General features: G+C 54.5%; 13 protein-coding genes and 1 pseudogene. 3 read left to right on the top strand and 11 right to left on the bottom strand.

Going from position 1 to position 15,890, the window contains the following annotated elements; all coding sequences use genetic code 11:
• Positions 1-2 precede the first annotated feature (2 nt).
• On the top strand, positions 3-1,259 hold the full coding sequence (locus tag ACZOF8_RS03305; protein ID WP_022487734.1) for a M20 metallopeptidase family protein: 1,257 nt from the start codon (positions 3-5) through the stop codon (positions 1,257-1,259).
• A gap of 37 nt (positions 1,260-1,296) precedes the next feature.
• Here the strand turns inward: ACZOF8_RS03305 and argH are convergent, their stop codons facing one another.
• The 5 genes from argH to argB are packed head-to-tail and all read right to left on the bottom strand — an operon-like array spanning position 1,297 to position 7,028.
• The gene (argH, locus tag ACZOF8_RS03300) at positions 1,297-2,715 is read right to left on the bottom strand and encodes an argininosuccinate lyase (RefSeq protein ID WP_487426554.1); all 1,419 of its coding nucleotides are present in this window, start codon (positions 2,713-2,715) and stop codon (positions 1,297-1,299) included.
• Positions 2,715-3,935, bottom strand: coding sequence for an argininosuccinate synthase (locus tag ACZOF8_RS03295; RefSeq protein ID WP_022487736.1), 1,221 nt, complete (start codon positions 3,933-3,935; stop codon positions 2,715-2,717). Before ACZOF8_RS03295 ends, argH begins: the two co-directional genes overlap by 1 nt.
• A 36-nt stretch (positions 3,936-3,971) precedes the next feature.
• Positions 3,972-4,913, bottom strand: coding sequence for an ornithine carbamoyltransferase (argF, locus tag ACZOF8_RS03290; RefSeq protein ID WP_154487408.1), 942 nt, complete (start codon positions 4,911-4,913; stop codon positions 3,972-3,974).
• A gap of 18 nt (positions 4,914-4,931) precedes the next feature.
• Positions 4,932-6,122 carry an aspartate aminotransferase family protein gene (locus ACZOF8_RS03285; RefSeq protein WP_154487410.1) on the bottom strand — a complete coding sequence of 397 codons (1,191 nt, stop codon included), beginning with the start codon at positions 6,120-6,122 and terminating at the stop codon, positions 4,932-4,934.
• An 18-nt stretch (positions 6,123-6,140) separates the two neighbouring features.
• Complete coding sequence (gene argB, locus ACZOF8_RS03280) at positions 6,141-7,028, bottom strand: acetylglutamate kinase (protein ID WP_022487739.1); 888 nt, start codon at positions 7,026-7,028, stop codon at positions 6,141-6,143.
• A 324-nt stretch (positions 7,029-7,352) separates the two neighbouring features.
• Here argB and ACZOF8_RS03275 point away from each other — a divergent pair, with 324 nt between their 5' ends.
• On the top strand, positions 7,353-8,147 hold the full coding sequence (locus tag ACZOF8_RS03275) for a transglycosylase domain-containing protein (protein ID WP_487426553.1): 795 nt from the start codon (positions 7,353-7,355) through the stop codon (positions 8,145-8,147).
• A gap of 30 nt (positions 8,148-8,177) precedes the next feature.
• Here the strand turns inward: ACZOF8_RS03275 and ACZOF8_RS03270 are convergent, their stop codons facing one another.
• Both ACZOF8_RS03270 and ACZOF8_RS03265 read right to left on the bottom strand, forming a co-directional pair.
• Positions 8,178-9,614, bottom strand: a complete 1,437-nt coding sequence (locus tag ACZOF8_RS03270) for a glucose-6-phosphate isomerase (RefSeq protein WP_022487741.1) — start codon at positions 9,612-9,614, stop codon at positions 8,178-8,180.
• A gap of 473 nt (positions 9,615-10,087) precedes the next feature.
• Complete coding sequence (locus tag ACZOF8_RS03265) at positions 10,088-11,599, bottom strand: capsule assembly Wzi family protein (protein WP_487426552.1); 1,512 nt, start codon at positions 11,597-11,599, stop codon at positions 10,088-10,090.
• A gap of 729 nt (positions 11,600-12,328) precedes the next feature.
• Between ACZOF8_RS03265 and ACZOF8_RS03260 the strand changes: the two genes are divergently transcribed.
• Positions 12,329-12,532 (top strand): hypothetical protein, encoded by a 204-nt coding sequence (locus ACZOF8_RS03260; protein WP_195839591.1) that lies wholly within the window; start codon positions 12,329-12,331, stop codon positions 12,530-12,532.
• 986 nt (positions 12,533-13,518) lie between these two features.
• Here the strand turns inward: ACZOF8_RS03260 and ACZOF8_RS03255 are convergent.
• The 4 genes and pseudogenes from ACZOF8_RS03255 to ACZOF8_RS03240 all read right to left on the bottom strand — a co-directional run.
• Positions 13,519-13,902, bottom strand: a complete 384-nt coding sequence (locus ACZOF8_RS03255) for a protein-export chaperone SecB (RefSeq protein WP_487426551.1) — start codon at positions 13,900-13,902, stop codon at positions 13,519-13,521.
• A gap of 11 nt (positions 13,903-13,913) precedes the next feature.
• Positions 13,914-14,174 (bottom strand): hypothetical protein, encoded by a 261-nt coding sequence (locus ACZOF8_RS03250; RefSeq protein ID WP_022488212.1) that lies wholly within the window; start codon positions 14,172-14,174, stop codon positions 13,914-13,916.
• Positions 14,175-14,186: 12 nt separating this feature from the next.
• Complete coding sequence (locus tag ACZOF8_RS03245) at positions 14,187-14,708, bottom strand: hypothetical protein (protein ID WP_154487418.1); 522 nt, start codon at positions 14,706-14,708, stop codon at positions 14,187-14,189.
• Between the two features lie 722 nt (positions 14,709-15,430).
• Positions 15,431-15,890 (bottom strand): annotated as a pseudogene (locus tag ACZOF8_RS03240) (hypothetical protein); the annotation flags it as partial.

Raw genomic sequence — 15,890 nt, 5'->3', positions numbered from 1 at the left:
TTATGAATATCCTTGCCCTGGCCCAGGCGGAATTTCCTGAAACCCTCCGCCTCCGCCGCCATTTCCATGAAAACCCGGAGCTCAGCTGCCGGGAAGTGAACACCATCGCTTTTTTGGAAGCCTACCTGAAGGACCTGGGGATTCCCACCATCAACGTCCCTGACGGAGGGCTTCTGGGGATCATCGACAGCGGAAAGCCCGGAAAGACCCTGCTCATGCGGGCGGACACCGACGCTCTCCCCATTGCCGAAAGTCCGGAAAATCTGAAAGGTCCCAAAGTCTGCCTTTCCCAGGTGCCCGGGGTGTCCCATGCCTGCGGCCACGACGGCCACATGGCCATGCTGCTTACCGCCGCCCGGATCCTGGTTTCCCACAAGGAAGCCTTTGCCGGGAAAGTGGTGCTGTGCTTTGAACGGGGAGAAGAAGAAAGCGGAGACATCCAGAACCTGCTGCCCTATATTGTGAAGGAATCCGGCCTCACCATCGACGGCTGCTACGCCACCCATGTGCGGTGGGACCTGCCGGCAGGGAAAGTGTCCATCACCCCCGGGGCGGTCATGGGAGGCGGCTGTTCCTTTGTGATCCGGCTGAAGGGGACCTTCGGCCACGGAGCCCGGCCGGACCTGGCCAACAATCCTATGGACTGCTTTGCCGCCCTGTACCAGCAGCTGAACGAATTCCGCCAGCGGAAGGTGGATCCCTTTGAATGCCTCACCTTCTCCCTGGGGTTCGTCCACAGCGGAGAAAAGTACAATGTGATCCCGGAAGACCTGACCTTCGGAGGCACCGCCCGGTTCTTCAACTACCAGAAGGCCGGGAAGCCCTTTGAGGACTTCCTGAAGAAGGCCCTGGCCGCCAACGCTGATATTTACGGCTGTGAAGGGGAAATCCTGCACATGCCCGAAGCCCTGTTCGAAGCCCGGAACAATACGGCCTGCGCCCAGTTGGGCCGGAAGGCGGTGGCGGACGCCCTGGGACCGGATGCCCTTCAGGATCCCCAGCCCTGGATGGCCTCGGAATCCTTCGCCCTGTTCCTCCAGGAATATCCGGGAGTCCTGGCCTTCACCGGCATCGCCAACCCGGAAAAAGGCTGCGGGGCCAACCACCACACCCCGGAATTCGACATGGATGAAACCGGTCTCACCACTGGTGCCGCCATGGGAGTGGCCTACGCCCTGGCCTTTTTGAACACAGACTTCGACCCCCAGTTCACCCCCAACCCGGAACCCGTAGAGCGCCTGGCAAAACGGAACGTATAAAGGGGTGCTGCACGCAATGTGCAGCACCCCTTTTTTCTTATATCCGTTCTTTCAATTCTTCCAGCACTTTCTTCTGCTCTTCCACCGCTTCTTTTCCCATTTTCACCTGTTCGGCGTTGTTCTGGGGAGCAGGGCCGCCGTAGCTGGTCCGGGTTGCCACGCAGTTTTCCGGTTTCAGGCATTCCAAAAGGTCCGCCTCGAAGAGAGGACACATTTCCTTGTATTCTTCCAGTGTCAGCTGACCCAGCAGCTTGTGTTCGGCAATGGCCTTGGCCACCGCCTTCCCCACTACCCCGTGGGCCTTCCGGAAGGGCATCCCCTTCCGCACCAGGTAGTCCGCCAGGTCCGTGGCGTTGGAATAGTCCTTGTGGACCGCTTCCGCCATCTTTTCCTCGTTGACCTTGGTGGTGAGGATCATGTCCCGGTACACCTGGAGGGAGAACTTCACCGTGTCGATGGCATCGAAGAACCCTTCCTTGTCTTCCTGGAGGTCCTTGTTGTAAGCCAGGGGCAGCCCTTTGAGGGTGGTCAGAAGGGCGGTCAAGTGGCCGTACACCCGGCCGGTCTTCCCCCGGACCAGTTCAGAGATGTCCGGATTCTTCTTCTGAGGCATCATGGAAGAACCAGTGGCAAAAGCGTCGTCCAGCTCGATGAACCCGAATTCCGTGGAAGACCACAAGCACATTTCCTCGCTGAGACGGGACAGATGCATCATGAGAAGGGATGCAAAGCTGAGAAATTCCAGCACATAATCCCGGTCGCTCACTGCATCCATGCTGTTCCCGTACACCTGGGAGAAATGGAGCTCCTCCGCCACCTGGAACCGGTCGATGGGCAGGGTGGTCCCGGCCACGGCACCGGCCCCCAGAGGCATGATGTCCGCTCCGTCCCACACTCCCTGGAGCCGGCGGAAATCCCGGCGGAGCATGTTGAAGTAGGCCAGCATGTGATGGGCAAAGGTAATGGGCTGAGCCCGCTGGAGATGGGTATACCCGGGCATCAGAGTCTTCAGGTGCTTTTCCGCCATGGTCAGCAGGGCTTCCTCAAAGGCGATCAAAAGCTCCATGATTTCGGTGACTTCCCGTTTCATGTACATGTGCATGTCCAGGGCCACCTGGTCGTTCCGGCTCCGGGCCGTATGGAGCCGGGCCCCGGCGTCCCCGATCTTTTCCGTCAGGGCCGCCTCGATGTTCATGTGGATGTCTTCCAGCTCCGTGCTGAAGTTGAATTTCCCGGCCTGGATCTCTCCCAGGATCTCCATCAGCCCTTTTTCGATGGCTGCCGCGTCTTCCTGGCTGATGATCCCCACCTTGGCCAGCATGTGGGCATGGGCAATGCTCCCCCGGATGTCCTCATGGTACAGCCGTTTGTCGTAATCGATGGAGGCGTTGAAGGCATCTACCAGGGCGTTGGTGTCCTTGCTGAACCGGCCTCCCCACAGTTTCGTCTTGCTCATTATTTCAGTTTCCCCTGTTTCATGAGGGCTCTTACCGTAAGAGGCAGCCCGAACAGGTTGATGAAGCCCTGGGCATCAGCCTGGTTGTACACTTCGTCTTCCCCGAAGGTGACGTATTCCTTGCTGTACAGGGAATAGGGGCTGGTGGTGCCGGCGGAGATGATGTTGCCTTTGTACAGCTTCATCTTCACGGTACCGGTGACGGTCTTCTGAGTTTCATCCACAAAAGCCTGGAGGGCTTCCCGCAGAGGAGAGAACCACATGCCGTCGTAAACCAGTTCCGCATACCGGATGCCGATCTGTTCCTTGTAGTTGTAGGTGGCCCGGTCCAGACACAGGTTTTCCAGTTCGTTGTGGGCGTAGTAGATGATGGTGCCGCCAGGAGTTTCGTAAACCCCACGGTCCTTCATGCCCACCAGCCGGTTTTCCACCATGTCGGCAATGCCGATGCCGTTCCGTTTGCCGATTTCATTCAGGGTTTCCATCATTTCCACCGGTTCCATCTTCTTGCCGTTGACGGCCACAGGAACCCCCTGTTCAAAGTCCAGGGTCAGGTATTCGTCCTTGTCCGGAGCGGCTTCCGGAGTCTGGCTCATGATGTAGATTTCAGATTTGGGTTCGTTGGAGGGATCTTCCAGGTCGCTGCCTTCGTGGGACAGATGCCAGATGTTCCGGTCCATGCTGTAGTCTTTTTTCTTGGTCACAGGTACCGGGATATTGTGGGCGGCAGCGTAGTCGATGGCGTCATCCCGGGATTTGATCTGCCATTCTCTCCAGGGAGCGATGACTTTCAGCTGGGGAGCCAGGGCCTTGATGCCCAGTTCGAACCGGACCTGGTCGTTGCCCTTGCCGGTAGCCCCGTGGGCAATGGCGTCCGCCCCTTCTTTCAGTGCGATGTCCACCAGATATTTGGCGATGATGGGCCGTGCAATGGAGGTGCCCAGCAGGTATTTCTTTTCATAGACGGCACCGGACTTCACCATGGGCCAGGCGTATTCTCTCAGGAATTCATCCCGCAGGTCCAGGATATAGGCCTTGCTGGCACCGGATTTAATGGCTTTGTCATGGACGGGAGCCACTTCTTCCCCCTGCCCGATGTCTGCAGTCACCGTGATCACTTCACAGTTGTTGTAGTTTTCCTTCAGCCAGGGAATGATGCAGGAAGTATCCAGACCGCCGGAATAGGCCAGGACTACTTTTTTGATGTCTTTTTTATCCATTGTACGTCTCTCCTTTATTCGTTCTATCTTTATATTTTACAGCACCGCGTCGCTCATCAGCAAGGCCATAATGGCTTTCTGCACATGGAGCCGGTTTTCCGCCTCGTCGAACACTGCAGAGTGAGGTCCTTCGATCACATCGTCGGTGATTTCTTCCCCCCGGTGGGCGGGCAGGCAGTGGAGCACCATGGCGTCCGGACGGGCCAGGTCCAGCAGATGCTGGTTGATCTGGTAGTCGTGGAGGGCCTTTTTCCGTTCTTCCCGCTGGGCTTCTTCCCCCATGCTGGCCCACACATCCGTATAGAGCACATCCGCTCCCTTGGCCGCGTCTTCCATGTCTTCCTGGACGGTGATGGTGCATCCGGTAATGGCCGCATCCATCTTGGCCTGGGCCACGATGTGAGGATCCGGCTGGTAGCCCTTGGGGCTGGCGCAGACCATGTTCATGCCCACCTTGGCGCAGGCGAACATAAGGGAATGGGCCATGTTGTTCCCGTCTCCCACATACACCAGCTTCCGTCCCTTCAGCACATCCTTGTATTCCAGGATGGTGAACATGTCCGTCAGGGCCTGGCAGGGATGGAGCAGATCCGTGAGCCCGTTGATCACCGGCACCGTGGCGTAGTCCGCCAGTTCCTTCACCGCTTCATGAGAATAGGTGCGGATCATGATCCCGTCCACGAACCGGGACAGCACCCGGGCGGTGTCCTTGACCGGTTCCCCCCGGCCGATCTGGGAGGTGGCTTCGCTCATGTAGATGGGATGGCCCCCCAGTTGATGGAACCCGGTTTCAAAAGAGACCCGGGTCCGGGTGGACGCCTTGGAAAAGATCATGGCCAGGGTTTTCCCCTTCAGGTATTCATGGGGTTCTCCCAGCTTCTGTTTTTTCTTCAGTTTTCTGCTCACATCCAGGATGGTGGCCACTTCCCCCACCGACAGATCATGGATGGAAATCAAATCCTTGTTTCTCAAAGCCATAGTATACCTTCTTTTTTATCAGAATTCTGCCAGAAGCTCATCCAGTCCCTTCAGCAGTGCGTCGATATCTTTTTCACCGATGATCAGCGGCGGCACGAACCGCAGCACGTTCCCGGCGGTGCAGTTGATGATGAACCCTTTCTTCAGGGCTCCCTGTACCAGGCTGGCACCCGGTTTGGCCAGTTCCAGCCCCAGGATCAGTCCCAGGCCCCGGACGTCTTTTACCTTATCCGGATACTTGGCTTTCAGTCCTTCCAGGCCCTTCTTGAAATAGGCCCCGGTTTCCGCCGCCTTTTTGTCCAGTTCCAGGTCTTTCATGGCCTTGATGGCTGCATAGCAGGACGCGCAGGACAGGGCGTTGCCCCCGAAGGTGGAACCGTGGTCCCCGGGTGCGAACACATGGGCCAGTCTTTCCTGGACCACGAAAGCCCCCATGGGGAAGCCGCCGCCGATGGCTTTGGCCAGGGTCATGATGTCCGGTTTCACCCCGCTGTGCATCCAGGCGAACCAGTACCCGGTCCGGCACACCCCGGTCTGGATCTCATCGAAGATCAGCAGGGCATCGTGCTTTTCGCACAGTTCCTTCACCTTTTCCAGATAGCCGGCAGGAGGCACATGGACGCCCCCTTCGCCCTGGATCGGTTCCAGGAGCACCCCGCACACCTCATCATCCATAACCTTTTCCAGGGCTTCCGTATCCCCGAAGGGCACGTAGATGAACCCTTCCGGCAGAGGATTCAGCCCTTCATGGTAATGATCCTGACCGGTGGCGGTAAGGGTCTCCATGGTCCGGCCGTGGAAGGAATCCTTGGCAGTGACGATCTTGAACTTTTTCGGGTCCTTGCTGTTCCCGTATTTCCGGGCCAGTTTAATGGCCCCTTCGTTGGCTTCCGCCCCACTGTTGCAGAAGAACACCCGGTCGAACCCGGTGACTTCACACAGCTGCCTGGCGGCTTTGGCCTGGATTTCATAATAGAACAGGTTGGACCCGTGCATGATCTTGGCCGCCTGTTCGCTGACCGCCTTCACCAGAGGAGGATAAGCGTAGCCCAGGGCATTCACCGCGATCCCGGCCAGAAAATCCGTGTATTTATTCCCGTCCGTATCATACAGGTAAACCCCTTCCCCGTGGTCCAGCGCAATGGGGCTCCGGCCGAACACCGGGAGATAATATTTATCAGTGGTTTCCATGATTTCTTTGGTATCCATTGTATCGCTTTTCCTCCTTCAGTCTCTTACGACTTCCGTACCCACACCCTCGTCGGAGAAGATCTCCTGGAGAATGGAGTGTTCCTGGCGCCCGTCGATGATGTGGGTCTTCACCGCCCCGCCGCTGAGGGCGGAGATGCAGGCCTTCACCTTGGGGATCATGCCCCCGTCGATGCTGCCCTTCACGATCAGTTCCTGAGCCTTTTCGAAGGTCAGGGTGGACAGGAAGGTGCTTTCGTCCTTGTGGTCCTCGTAGATGCCCTTTACGTCGGTGAGCATCAGCAGTTTTTCCGCTTTCAGGGCACCGGCCACTTCCCCGGCCACGCTGTCCGCGTTGATGTTGTAGGTTTCCCCGTCAGGGCCGATGCCTGTGGGAGCGATCACCGGGATGTAGTCGTTGGCCAGCAGCAGGTTGATCAGGTCCGTATTCACCTTTTCCACCGTGCCCACATAGCCGATGTCCACCAGGTTTACCTGGCCGTTTTCATACACATCCGCCAGATGCTTCCGGGCTTCAATGAGTTTGGCGTCCTTGCCGTTGAGGCCTACGGCCTTGCCCCCCAGGACATTCAGCCGGCGGACCAGATCCGTGTTGGTCTTCCCCACCAGGGCCAGTTCGGCGATTTCCACCGTTTCCTTGTCGGTGACCCGGAGGCCGCTGACGAATTCAGATTTCTTCCCGGCCGCCTTGAGCATGGCAGTGATTTCCGGACCGCCGCCGTGGACCACCACCGGACGCATGCCGGCGAAGCGGAGGAAGACGATGTCCTCCAGGACTTTATTCTTCAGATCATCGTTGAGCATGGCATTGCCGCCATATTTCACGACCACTGTTTTGCCCTTGAAAGCGCTTAAATATGGCAGTGCTTCAACTAATATGTTCATTTCGTTATTCTTGATCTGCATTGCATTTCCTCCTAATCCAAATTCAGGTATTTGGGATTTTTGTCCGGAATCCGGAACCATATAGAATACGCTTTATCAGGACACGCCTTCCATCCCTGCCTTATGTTGCATTATTATACGCTTCAATGTATAAATTTGCAACTCTTTTTCACAACTTTTTCCAGAGCAGGCCATGTCCTGATATGTGTCTTCATTATAGTACGAAAGAGAGTCTTACAGCCACCTTTTTTCCAAAAAGACCGTACAATTTTGTGAACCCGATTCCATTGGATTTTTCCCGCCATATCCATTACAATGGAAGGAGTAAAAAGGGGGAACATGCGTATGCGGAAACTGTTGTGCATCCTGGTGATCCTGGCGGGGGCCCTGTGCTGGCACATGACCCGGCCGGACACCATCCATGAAAAAGTGGGCGGGCCGGCCCGTCCTGCCTCCCAGGAGACCCGGACCTTCCCCGCCGGCACCCCCCGGCCCCCGGAAGAACTTCCTAGTTCCCTCCAGCTGGTGTGGGAAGGGTGGCACATCCGGGAAATCGCCCACAGCCGGATCCCCCGGGAAGACTGGGTGCCTCTGAAGCAGATGTCCCCCTGGCTGCCCAAGGCCCAGGTGGCGGTGGAAGACAAACGGTTCTACTCCCACCACGGGGTGGATCCTGACGGGATCATCCGGGCCACCCTGGTGAACATCCAGAACGACGAAGTGGTGGAAGGAGCCAGCACCATCACCCAGCAGCTGGTGAAGAACCTGCTGCTCACTTCCGACCAGTCGGTGAAGCGGAAAGCGGCGGAAGCGGCCCTGGCCCTGTTGGTGGAAACCCGGTGCAGCAAGGAAGAAATCCTGGAAATGTACCTGAACACCACCTTCCTGGGGTCCGGTGCCACCGGGGTGAAGCAGGCTTCCCAGGTATACTTCGTCAAAAAGCCCAAAGACCTGAGCCTGCCCCAGGCCGCCACCCTGGCCGGTCTCCCCTATGCCCCCACCGCCCTGAACCCCTACGCCAACTGGCAGGGCAGCAAAAAGCGCCGGAACCTGGTGCTGAACCGGATGGCAGAACAGGACATGATCACCCCGGAGCAGCTGGAAGACGCATTGAACGAACCTTTGGGAATAGGGAAATGAAAAGGGGTGCCGCTGGGCGGCACCCCTTGTTTATCTCTTCTTCAACTTTTCCCCCATCAGCCGCTTGTAGATTTCCACACCCGGCTGATCGTAGGCATCCACATTGGCCAGTTCCCCTTCGTAAGCGATGCTCAGCATCAGGAAGTAGAACAAATGGCCCAGCATGTATTCATTTACATCCGGCAGCCGGTACAGGGCGTTCAGCCGCTGGTCACTGGCCAGGGCCTCTTCGTTGGATTCCATGGCCACTTCCAGGGCCTGTCCCATATCCAGCCCCTCATACTTGTCATATTCCGTGATTTCCGGGAAGGGATTCCGGATATGGACCCGCCCTTTCTCGCTGTCCACAAACAGGAACTGGACCGCCTTGTCCCGGCGCCCGTCCTGGTGGAGCTGGGTCTGGGAATGCATATCCGTGGTGCCGATGGCCACCACCGGCGTCCGTCCGTAGAACACCGTGTTCCCGTCCCGGTCCTTCCGTTTCCCCAGGGATTCCGCCAACAGCTGCACATACCATTCTCCCAGCGCCTTCAGCCGCAGGCTGTAGGGCATGATCACTTCCATCACTGCCCCGTGGTTTTTAGCCCCCAGGTACTTCAGCACCGCATTCAGGAGAGCCGGGTTGGTGTCCAGGTCACTGCCCTGGCAGGCCTGGTCCATCTCCCGGGCACCCCGCAGCAGTTCCTCCAGGTCCATGCCCAGGACGGCCCCCACCACAAGGCCCGGTGTGGACAGGACGCTGAACCGTCCCCCCACCCCGTTGGGCACGTCGAACATGGACCAGCCGTACTTCCGGGCCAGCCGGTTCAGGGGCCCCTTTTCCATCCGCTTGTCCGTAACCACGGCACAGCTCACCTGGAACAGGCTTTCCTCACCTGTCAGGAAGCTGTAATAATGAAGGAAAGCAGCGGTAGGTTCCAAAGTGGTGCCGGATTTGGAAATGGGCACCAGCAGCACCCGCAACGGACGGTCCAGGTCCTTCCGGCATTTGTCCGCCAGTTTCACCAGCCCGTCCCGGATGTTGTCCGCATCTTCCGGATCCACATTGTTGCCCCCGAAGAACACCGCAGGCATAGGGTCCAGATGACGGTGCCAATAGCTGCTGGCACAGCAGTCCGCCAGCACCTTGCCCCCCAGATAGGAGCCGCCCACGCCGCAGAATACCACCGCATCCTGCTTTTCCCGGACCTGTTCCCCGAATTCCTTCAGTTCCTGGAGCAGTTCCGGGGTGTTGGGAGAATCCGGGCCCGGGTAAGGCAGCCGGGGAAACAGTACCGGTTCCGGAGTCCCATCCTTGGAAAGATGGTTTTTGGCCCGTCCTTCCTTCCGGATCTTGTCCACCCCTTCCGCCGCCTGCCGGATCCGGGGGGCCAGCGCCTCCACCTCCGCCGGCTGGATCCGGCCTTCGCCCAGCATGTTGGTCACATCAAAAGAAAATCCCGATGGTAAAACAATTGTCTGCTGCATGGGTATCAACTGCTCCTTCATCTGTAAAGTTATGACAGTTTATGTAAAATATCATACCATCTTTGCAAAAGAAGTGCAACAAAAAAATGTACAGCAAGTGATTATTTTTTAACGATTCCGAATATTCCGTTTGTTTAAATGAACCGGGTTTATTCCGTAGCAGACAAATGACAAGACAATAGAAAAATCGTTCATCGTGAGTCGTTTTGGTATCACAGATCCAACGAGAAATCACAGAAACGGGTTTCTCGTAGACACCGTTCCTGTGACCGCTGTATCCAACATCCGACCCCACCCACATATATCCGCCCTTTGCAAGGGCGGAGGACCATTGCGCTTGCGCAATGGTGGTGGGTTAGCAGCCCCCGGCTGCGTTCTCCTTCAAGAGCATCTGCCTCCGGCAGATGCTCTCCGACCGCGTAAGACGTGAGATGCCCCCTCGGCCAGAGGCCTGCTTTTCACTCTTCACTTGCCTATAAATCCCACTCTACCTCCGCACCGGCAAACAGAGCATGGTCCTTTGCCCCCTGTCTGATGGAGGCATACCCCAGCGTCCCGTTGAGATACACCGCGTCCTTCAGCTTCTTCCGTCCCGTAAGCCCGGTTTCCTGGATCACCGGCCTGTCACTGCCCCGGTCCTTCTCCGTCCGCTGGTAGTACAGCCCCAGCCGGTCCGCTCCCGGGAAATAATGGTTCACCCGGGCATAGTACTTCCGGGCGTCATTGCCCATCCAGTCCCCCAGTATGTCCCCGCTGTAGGTCCAGCCATCCTGGTAGGTGCCGTGGACATACCAGTCCTTGTTGGTGTGGGCCATTTCCGCCACCAGATCCCAGGATCCGTCCCGGGTCAGCTGAGGCAGGTACACACCGCCCCGCCAGCCCCAGTCCGAAGGCAGTCCGTGAGCCTGGTCCTCCCCGTACATCTCTCCGTAGAACTGGACCCCGGGCAGCCGCAGCCGGAAGTCAACGCCTCCGATGTCGTTCCATTTGTCCTTGGTATCCGCATTGTGACCGTAAATCCATTTCCCCCAGTCGTGAGAAGAAAGACCGTTTTCATCCCCGCCCAACATGGAGATCCGGGAAGCCCCCAAGGTCAGCCACCGGGTGGGAGTCACATCCAGCCGCAGCCCCAAAAGCCCCGGATGGTTGTAATCCTGCCGGCCCCACCGGGCCGCATCCTCCGCCCGGTCCCCGTCCAGACGGCCGTAAAAGGCATGGAAATCCACCTGGCCCAGGAACTTCAGGAAGCCCCCCGCCTGGATGGGTTCATTAAGATGGGCCTGGAGAGTGGTAAGGGGCTTCATCCCGTTCCCCAGCAGCAGATGGCCGCTGGCCCCCTGTCCCCAGGTCATGGCCTGCCGGCCCAGTTCCCAGGCCCAGGCCCCGGTCCGGGTCTTCACATAGGCTTCCTCCAGGCTGGCCGTGCCTTCATTGTCCTTGTCCCAGGACGCCCGGCCCCGGATCCCCAGGGCCACCTCATGGCCCAGGTTCCCGGACGCCTCCACTTCCCCGGCCATACTGCCGTTCCGTCCCTTTTTGTGGCCGTTGGTCCCGGCAAACGGAGCCCATTCACTGGCCGTCCGGCTGTCCCGGTAGGAGAATCTGTCCCCATGGAGATACCCGGTGCCCACCTGGAAAGAGCGGAGCCGGAACCCGTCCCCGCCGGTACCGCTGCCCTGGAGGGCCGCCACCTCCGGCGCCACATAAGATTCCAAATCCGCCAGATCCGCCTCCAAGTACCCGGGAAGAGGCTTCTCCGCCGCCTTTTCCTTCGCTTCCAGGGCCCATTGGGCCATCTGGAGACGGCTGTAGGGCCGGGCCCCGTTGGGCAGCGAAGACAGGTACCCCATCCCCGAAAGTTTGTCAATAGTCTCATAATACCGGCTGTCCACCGGCACATTGGCCGCCACCTGAGCCAGCGCCGTCCCCGGCCCCCCAGCCAGGCCCAGCCCCAAAGCAAGCACCACAGCAAAAGTATGTTTCATAGCACAAAAGCCCCCTTTTTCAGCAAAATCATCCCAGTACTGGGATTTGTGTAGACAAGTAATTATACCATATATGCAGGTGAATGGACGAGAAATTGGAGGGGGGATTAGGTGATTAGGTGATTAGGTGATTAGGTGATTAGGTGGGTAAGTGGGTAAGTGATCACGGGTCCGTAGGGGCCGCACGCCGGGCGGCCCGCCAGGATCAGGAGCAAGATGGAACGGCCACCGTAAAATCCGGCGGCCGTTTGTTCATCGTTGGTCGTTCATCGTTCATCGTTTCGGATGCCAGATACTGTGCATCTGCCTTTGAACATGAAACCCGGCGGCCGGGATGGGCTCCCCTGCGGGAAGCCCCTACCACGTTGGGGTCAGAGATGCAACAGAAAATCAGAGAAACGGGGTCGTCAAAAAATCCGTTCCTGTGACCGTTGTATCCAACATCCAACCCCAACGCCGTAGGGGCGAGCCGCAGGCCCGCCCGTCCCGGCCTCCGGTTTTTATACATTCCCAGGAACCCGCCCGGCGGGTTCCCTCCTTCCGCTAGAGACCAGAGACTAGTGACTGTCAGCTCATGACCATCTGCGTGAGACAGAAAAGCGGCCCTGCCGCTTTTCCCCTTCCTCCCATCCCCATCAAATATGATAAAATTAACAATATAGAAATCGTATTCTTTAGCTAAAATACAACATCCCTATGACCGTAGAGATGAAAAAGGAGGCGGAAACCATGTGCGGTATCGGACACGCCATTGCAAGAAAGAACCTGGAAAAAGGCCGCTTAGAAGGAAAACAGGAAGGCCGTCAGGAAGAACGGGAATCCAACATTGTCGCCATGCTGAAGGAAAAGATCCCCATGGAAACCATTTCCCGGATCACCCATTACTCTCTGGACCAGATCCAGAAACTGGGGAAATTGCATGGATTGCTTTAGGTTGGAAAACGCCCCGGCGTTTTCCTCCCCAATGGAAAGGCCGCCGGAAAATCCGGCGGCCTTTTGGTTCATCGTTGGTCGTTCATCGTTTCGGATGCCAGATGCTCACGCATCTGCCTTTGAACATGAAAAACCGGCGGCCGGGATGGGCTTCCCTTCGGGCAGCCCCTACCACGTTGGAATCAAAGGACCAACGGAAATTCACAGAAACGAAGTTATCGAAGATTCCGTTCCTGTGACCGTTGTATCCAACTTCCGACCCCAACGCCGTAGGGGCGCGCCGCAGGCACGCCCGTCCCGGCCTGCGGTTTTTATACGTTCCCAGGAACCCGCCCAGCAGGTTCCCTCCTGCCGCTAGAGACCAGTGCCTGTCAGCTCATGACCATCTGCCCCCGACAGATGCTCTCCATCGGCGTGAGACTGAAAAGCGGCCCTGCTGCTTTTCACCTCCTAATCACTTTCTCCCCCTGTGTGACTCACTTTTTCATGATCACAGTGGCTCAATTTTTGGCAAGCGCGTGGCTTACTTTTTCTTTGACATTCACATCAGCGACAACCAATTTAGACAGATTGCTGCACCATGCACATGTGGTGAACACAAAACCGGGACACAATAAGGCCCCATTTGCTTTGTCAGCGGGAATTTTTGAAGGAGGCATGTACCATTATGTACTATGCCACTTTCAAAAATTCCCACTTTCGCGCATCTGGAACCTCCTTGCGCCCCGGGAACGAGTCGGAGGAAAGAAAACTGAAAAATGCCAACCGCCTGCCGGGCGTCCCGCCCCCCCGCACCTTTTCTGTCGAACACATGCTGTTCTATCGAAAATTCTCCATCCCTGTAGGGTGCCGCCCAACGGGCGTCCCGCCACCAGGCCGCCTAGTGGTCTGTATTCATTCGTTCGGCAATCACCTGATTCCTAAAAAATAAAAGAAAGCCCTTTAAAGATGGAAAATGATATTCCAGCTTTAAAGGGCTTTCCTGGTTATTTTACCAGATTATTAATATTAATAATTGGTAATATGATCGGTCTGAAATTTGGTTGTGATGTAACCAAGGTAACTTGACTTCTTAAGAATGGAAACATGATGGCAATCGCATTTTTTAGCATGCTTTCAACTGGAACATTCCCATCTGTCTCAAAATCAGCAGCTAATTTTACTTGCATTTGAGCAATTTCGGGAATATCAATATCACAACTTAATTCCACTGCCATTTTACTGTCAGATTGGACATTTTTATCCACATGAAATGCAACATCCATTTTAGTAGGTCGAACTGGTTCTTTTCCAGTTGCAGAGAACTTTATATCCTTGACATGCAAATGCTGCATCTGCAAACTGCTTAGCTGTTTTTCCTGAAAATCCATATTGTCTCCTTCTATGCGGCCTTTAAAATTTCATCTGTAGTATCTACTAAAATATCAACAGGCAAATCTGAATCCATCTCATTCCCATCATTTCCGTCAGGATATTCCAAAACTAAAGCAATATCCTTCGTATCAGGAAAAATGGTATGATCTTTGAAATACTCGTCTGCCTTTTGCCCATCTATCACAGCAGGACCCGGTTCATCTACCCATTCAATGCCCAATTCCAAACAGCATTCTTTTAATAATGCGTTAAGATCACTGTTTTTCATTTCGACTGCCTCCTATCGAAACTTTTTCACTTCCCCAATATTTTTATTACTGCTCACAGCATATTGTCTTTGTTTCAAACAAACACGAAACCCAAGTTTATTAACCATGATTCTTTTAGGAAAAGAATAGGCCAAAATTTTTATTCCTTTCAATTTCTTGTAGAAATTGCATGCTAGGCATCGCAGTTTTACACCGCTATTGTCGCCATTAATAACAGGATGTCCTTCTTCTCCTTTTTCCAAAAATGGAAGAATTGTTCTTTCCATTTCAGCCATATTCTCTTCTATATCCAAGTCAAGAAATTCGTCATCATTACAAAAGATATTAGCTTGCAGAAGACACGGTTTTGTTACTTTATTCTTTTTCTTCGCAGCCTCATTTTCTGCCCACAATTCAGCATCTTCCCGCTTGGCAAAAAAATAGATTCCTGTACCAAGCCATTCAATATCTTTACTGCTTTCTATGAATCCCTCTTTTACTATAGCGTCAGCTTTTTGCTGTATTGTTCCATGATAGACTGTTTCTTTGAACATTGCTGGCTCCTGAAATCATGAAAAATGCTTATACTGTTCCATTTAATTATTCTAACAAAGTTCTCTCATTTTGTAAACTCCGAACAGGTATTCTTGAATCAATTGATAAAGTAAGTTGATATTTTAAAATTTTCCCTACTAAAAGACCTCTATACAGACTCTCGATAAGCAAATCGGCTCAACGACCCAAATCACCTAGCCACTTATCCACTTAACCACCTAATCACTATTATTAGGGCCCATCTGAAATCGCCATTTTCAGCCCAACCAAGTCGCCACACCATACTTCCCCCATCCTATATGATCTTGGAAAGCAGCTGCCTGGCCACATTCCATTTAAAATGTCTCCAGGCAAATTGGCTGTTTTAATCCGACTGAAATTGGTCATTTTAACCCGACTCTACTTGGTCAAATTAACCCGACGCTAGAACCCTGGTGAAAATGGGGAATTTCCCATGATGACAATGGGGAAAAGTGGTTGATGAAGAACGCCTTTCTTTTATGCTGAACCTGTAATTATATCTCCGCCCTTTACAAGGGCGTAAGCAGGGCGCATCCGCTTTAGCGGATAGCGAGGTCGCATATGCCGTAGCTGGGGTATCCATGCGCCAGCATGGGTGGTGGGTTAGCAGCCGCAGGCTGCGTTTCCATTCAAAGGAATCCACTGGTGGGTTCCCTCCATTGTTGTAAGCATGAAAAGCGTCTCCCACTTTCACGCCCCATCAGCACCACTCAATAAAATTCTCCTCCGGATGCTTCAAACAGAACTCCTCATTGATTTTTAAGACCGTCACAATAACAATCAATAAAATCATCAGATAATCATTATATTGCGTGTTCCTATCTAGGGAATAAGTTCCATGAATATATTTATTTCGTAAATCAGTGCCATCACTGTATTGTGATTTATTCAAAATATAATTTAAAATATTTTGTTCCGGAATGCTAAATAAAGTATTCTCATATCTCACATCTTCAGTTGCTATCATATTTTCAATACATTGTTTTCTACGGGGATTTCGGTTATAGTAATATGCATTAATTACCCCATATTCATAAAGCTCCCATAAAATGCTGCACTTTATTTTATTCAATTTAATTAACCCATTCGAGGCTATTTCAATAACATTTTTCTTTTTCAGAAGCTGTAATGCGCCTCGTTGATAATTCTCAAAATCTTGA

Source organism: Acidaminococcus sp. (genome assembly GCF_057597765.1).
Note: the sequence above shows the minus strand (reverse complement) of the source record. Positions and strands in the feature narration are given on the sequence as shown.

Coding starts and splice junctions, on each gene's coding strand:
- ACZOF8_RS03285 (WP_154487410.1), bottom strand. CDS start 6,122: ATGGATACCAAAGAAATCATGGAAACCACTGATAAATATTATCTCCCG.
- ACZOF8_RS03250 (WP_022488212.1), bottom strand. CDS start 14,174: ATGAAAAACAGTGATCTTAACGCATTATTAAAAGAATGCTGTTTGGAA.
- ACZOF8_RS03255 (WP_487426551.1), bottom strand. CDS start 13,902: ATGGATTTTCAGGAAAAACAGCTAAGCAGTTTGCAGATGCAGCATTTG.
- ACZOF8_RS03245 (WP_154487418.1), bottom strand. CDS start 14,708: ATGTTCAAAGAAACAGTCTATCATGGAACAATACAGCAAAAAGCTGAC.
- ACZOF8_RS03275 (WP_487426553.1), top strand. CDS start 7,353: ATGCGGAAACTGTTGTGCATCCTGGTGATCCTGGCGGGGGCCCTGTGC.
- argF (WP_154487408.1), bottom strand. CDS start 4,913: ATGGCTTTGAGAAACAAGGATTTGATTTCCATCCATGATCTGTCGGTG.
- argB (WP_022487739.1), bottom strand. CDS start 7,028: ATGCAGATCAAGAATAACGAAATGAACATATTAGTTGAAGCACTGCCA.
- ACZOF8_RS03270 (WP_022487741.1), bottom strand. CDS start 9,614: ATGCAGCAGACAATTGTTTTACCATCGGGATTTTCTTTTGATGTGACC.
- argH (WP_487426554.1), bottom strand. CDS start 2,715: ATGAGCAAGACGAAACTGTGGGGAGGCCGGTTCAGCAAGGACACCAAC.
- ACZOF8_RS03295 (WP_022487736.1), bottom strand. CDS start 3,935: ATGGATAAAAAAGACATCAAAAAAGTAGTCCTGGCCTATTCCGGCGGT.
- ACZOF8_RS03260 (WP_195839591.1), top strand. CDS start 12,329: ATGTGCGGTATCGGACACGCCATTGCAAGAAAGAACCTGGAAAAAGGC.
- ACZOF8_RS03305 (WP_022487734.1), top strand. CDS start 3: ATGAATATCCTTGCCCTGGCCCAGGCGGAATTTCCTGAAACCCTCCGC.
- ACZOF8_RS03265 (WP_487426552.1), bottom strand. CDS start 11,599: ATGAAACATACTTTTGCTGTGGTGCTTGCTTTGGGGCTGGGCCTGGCT.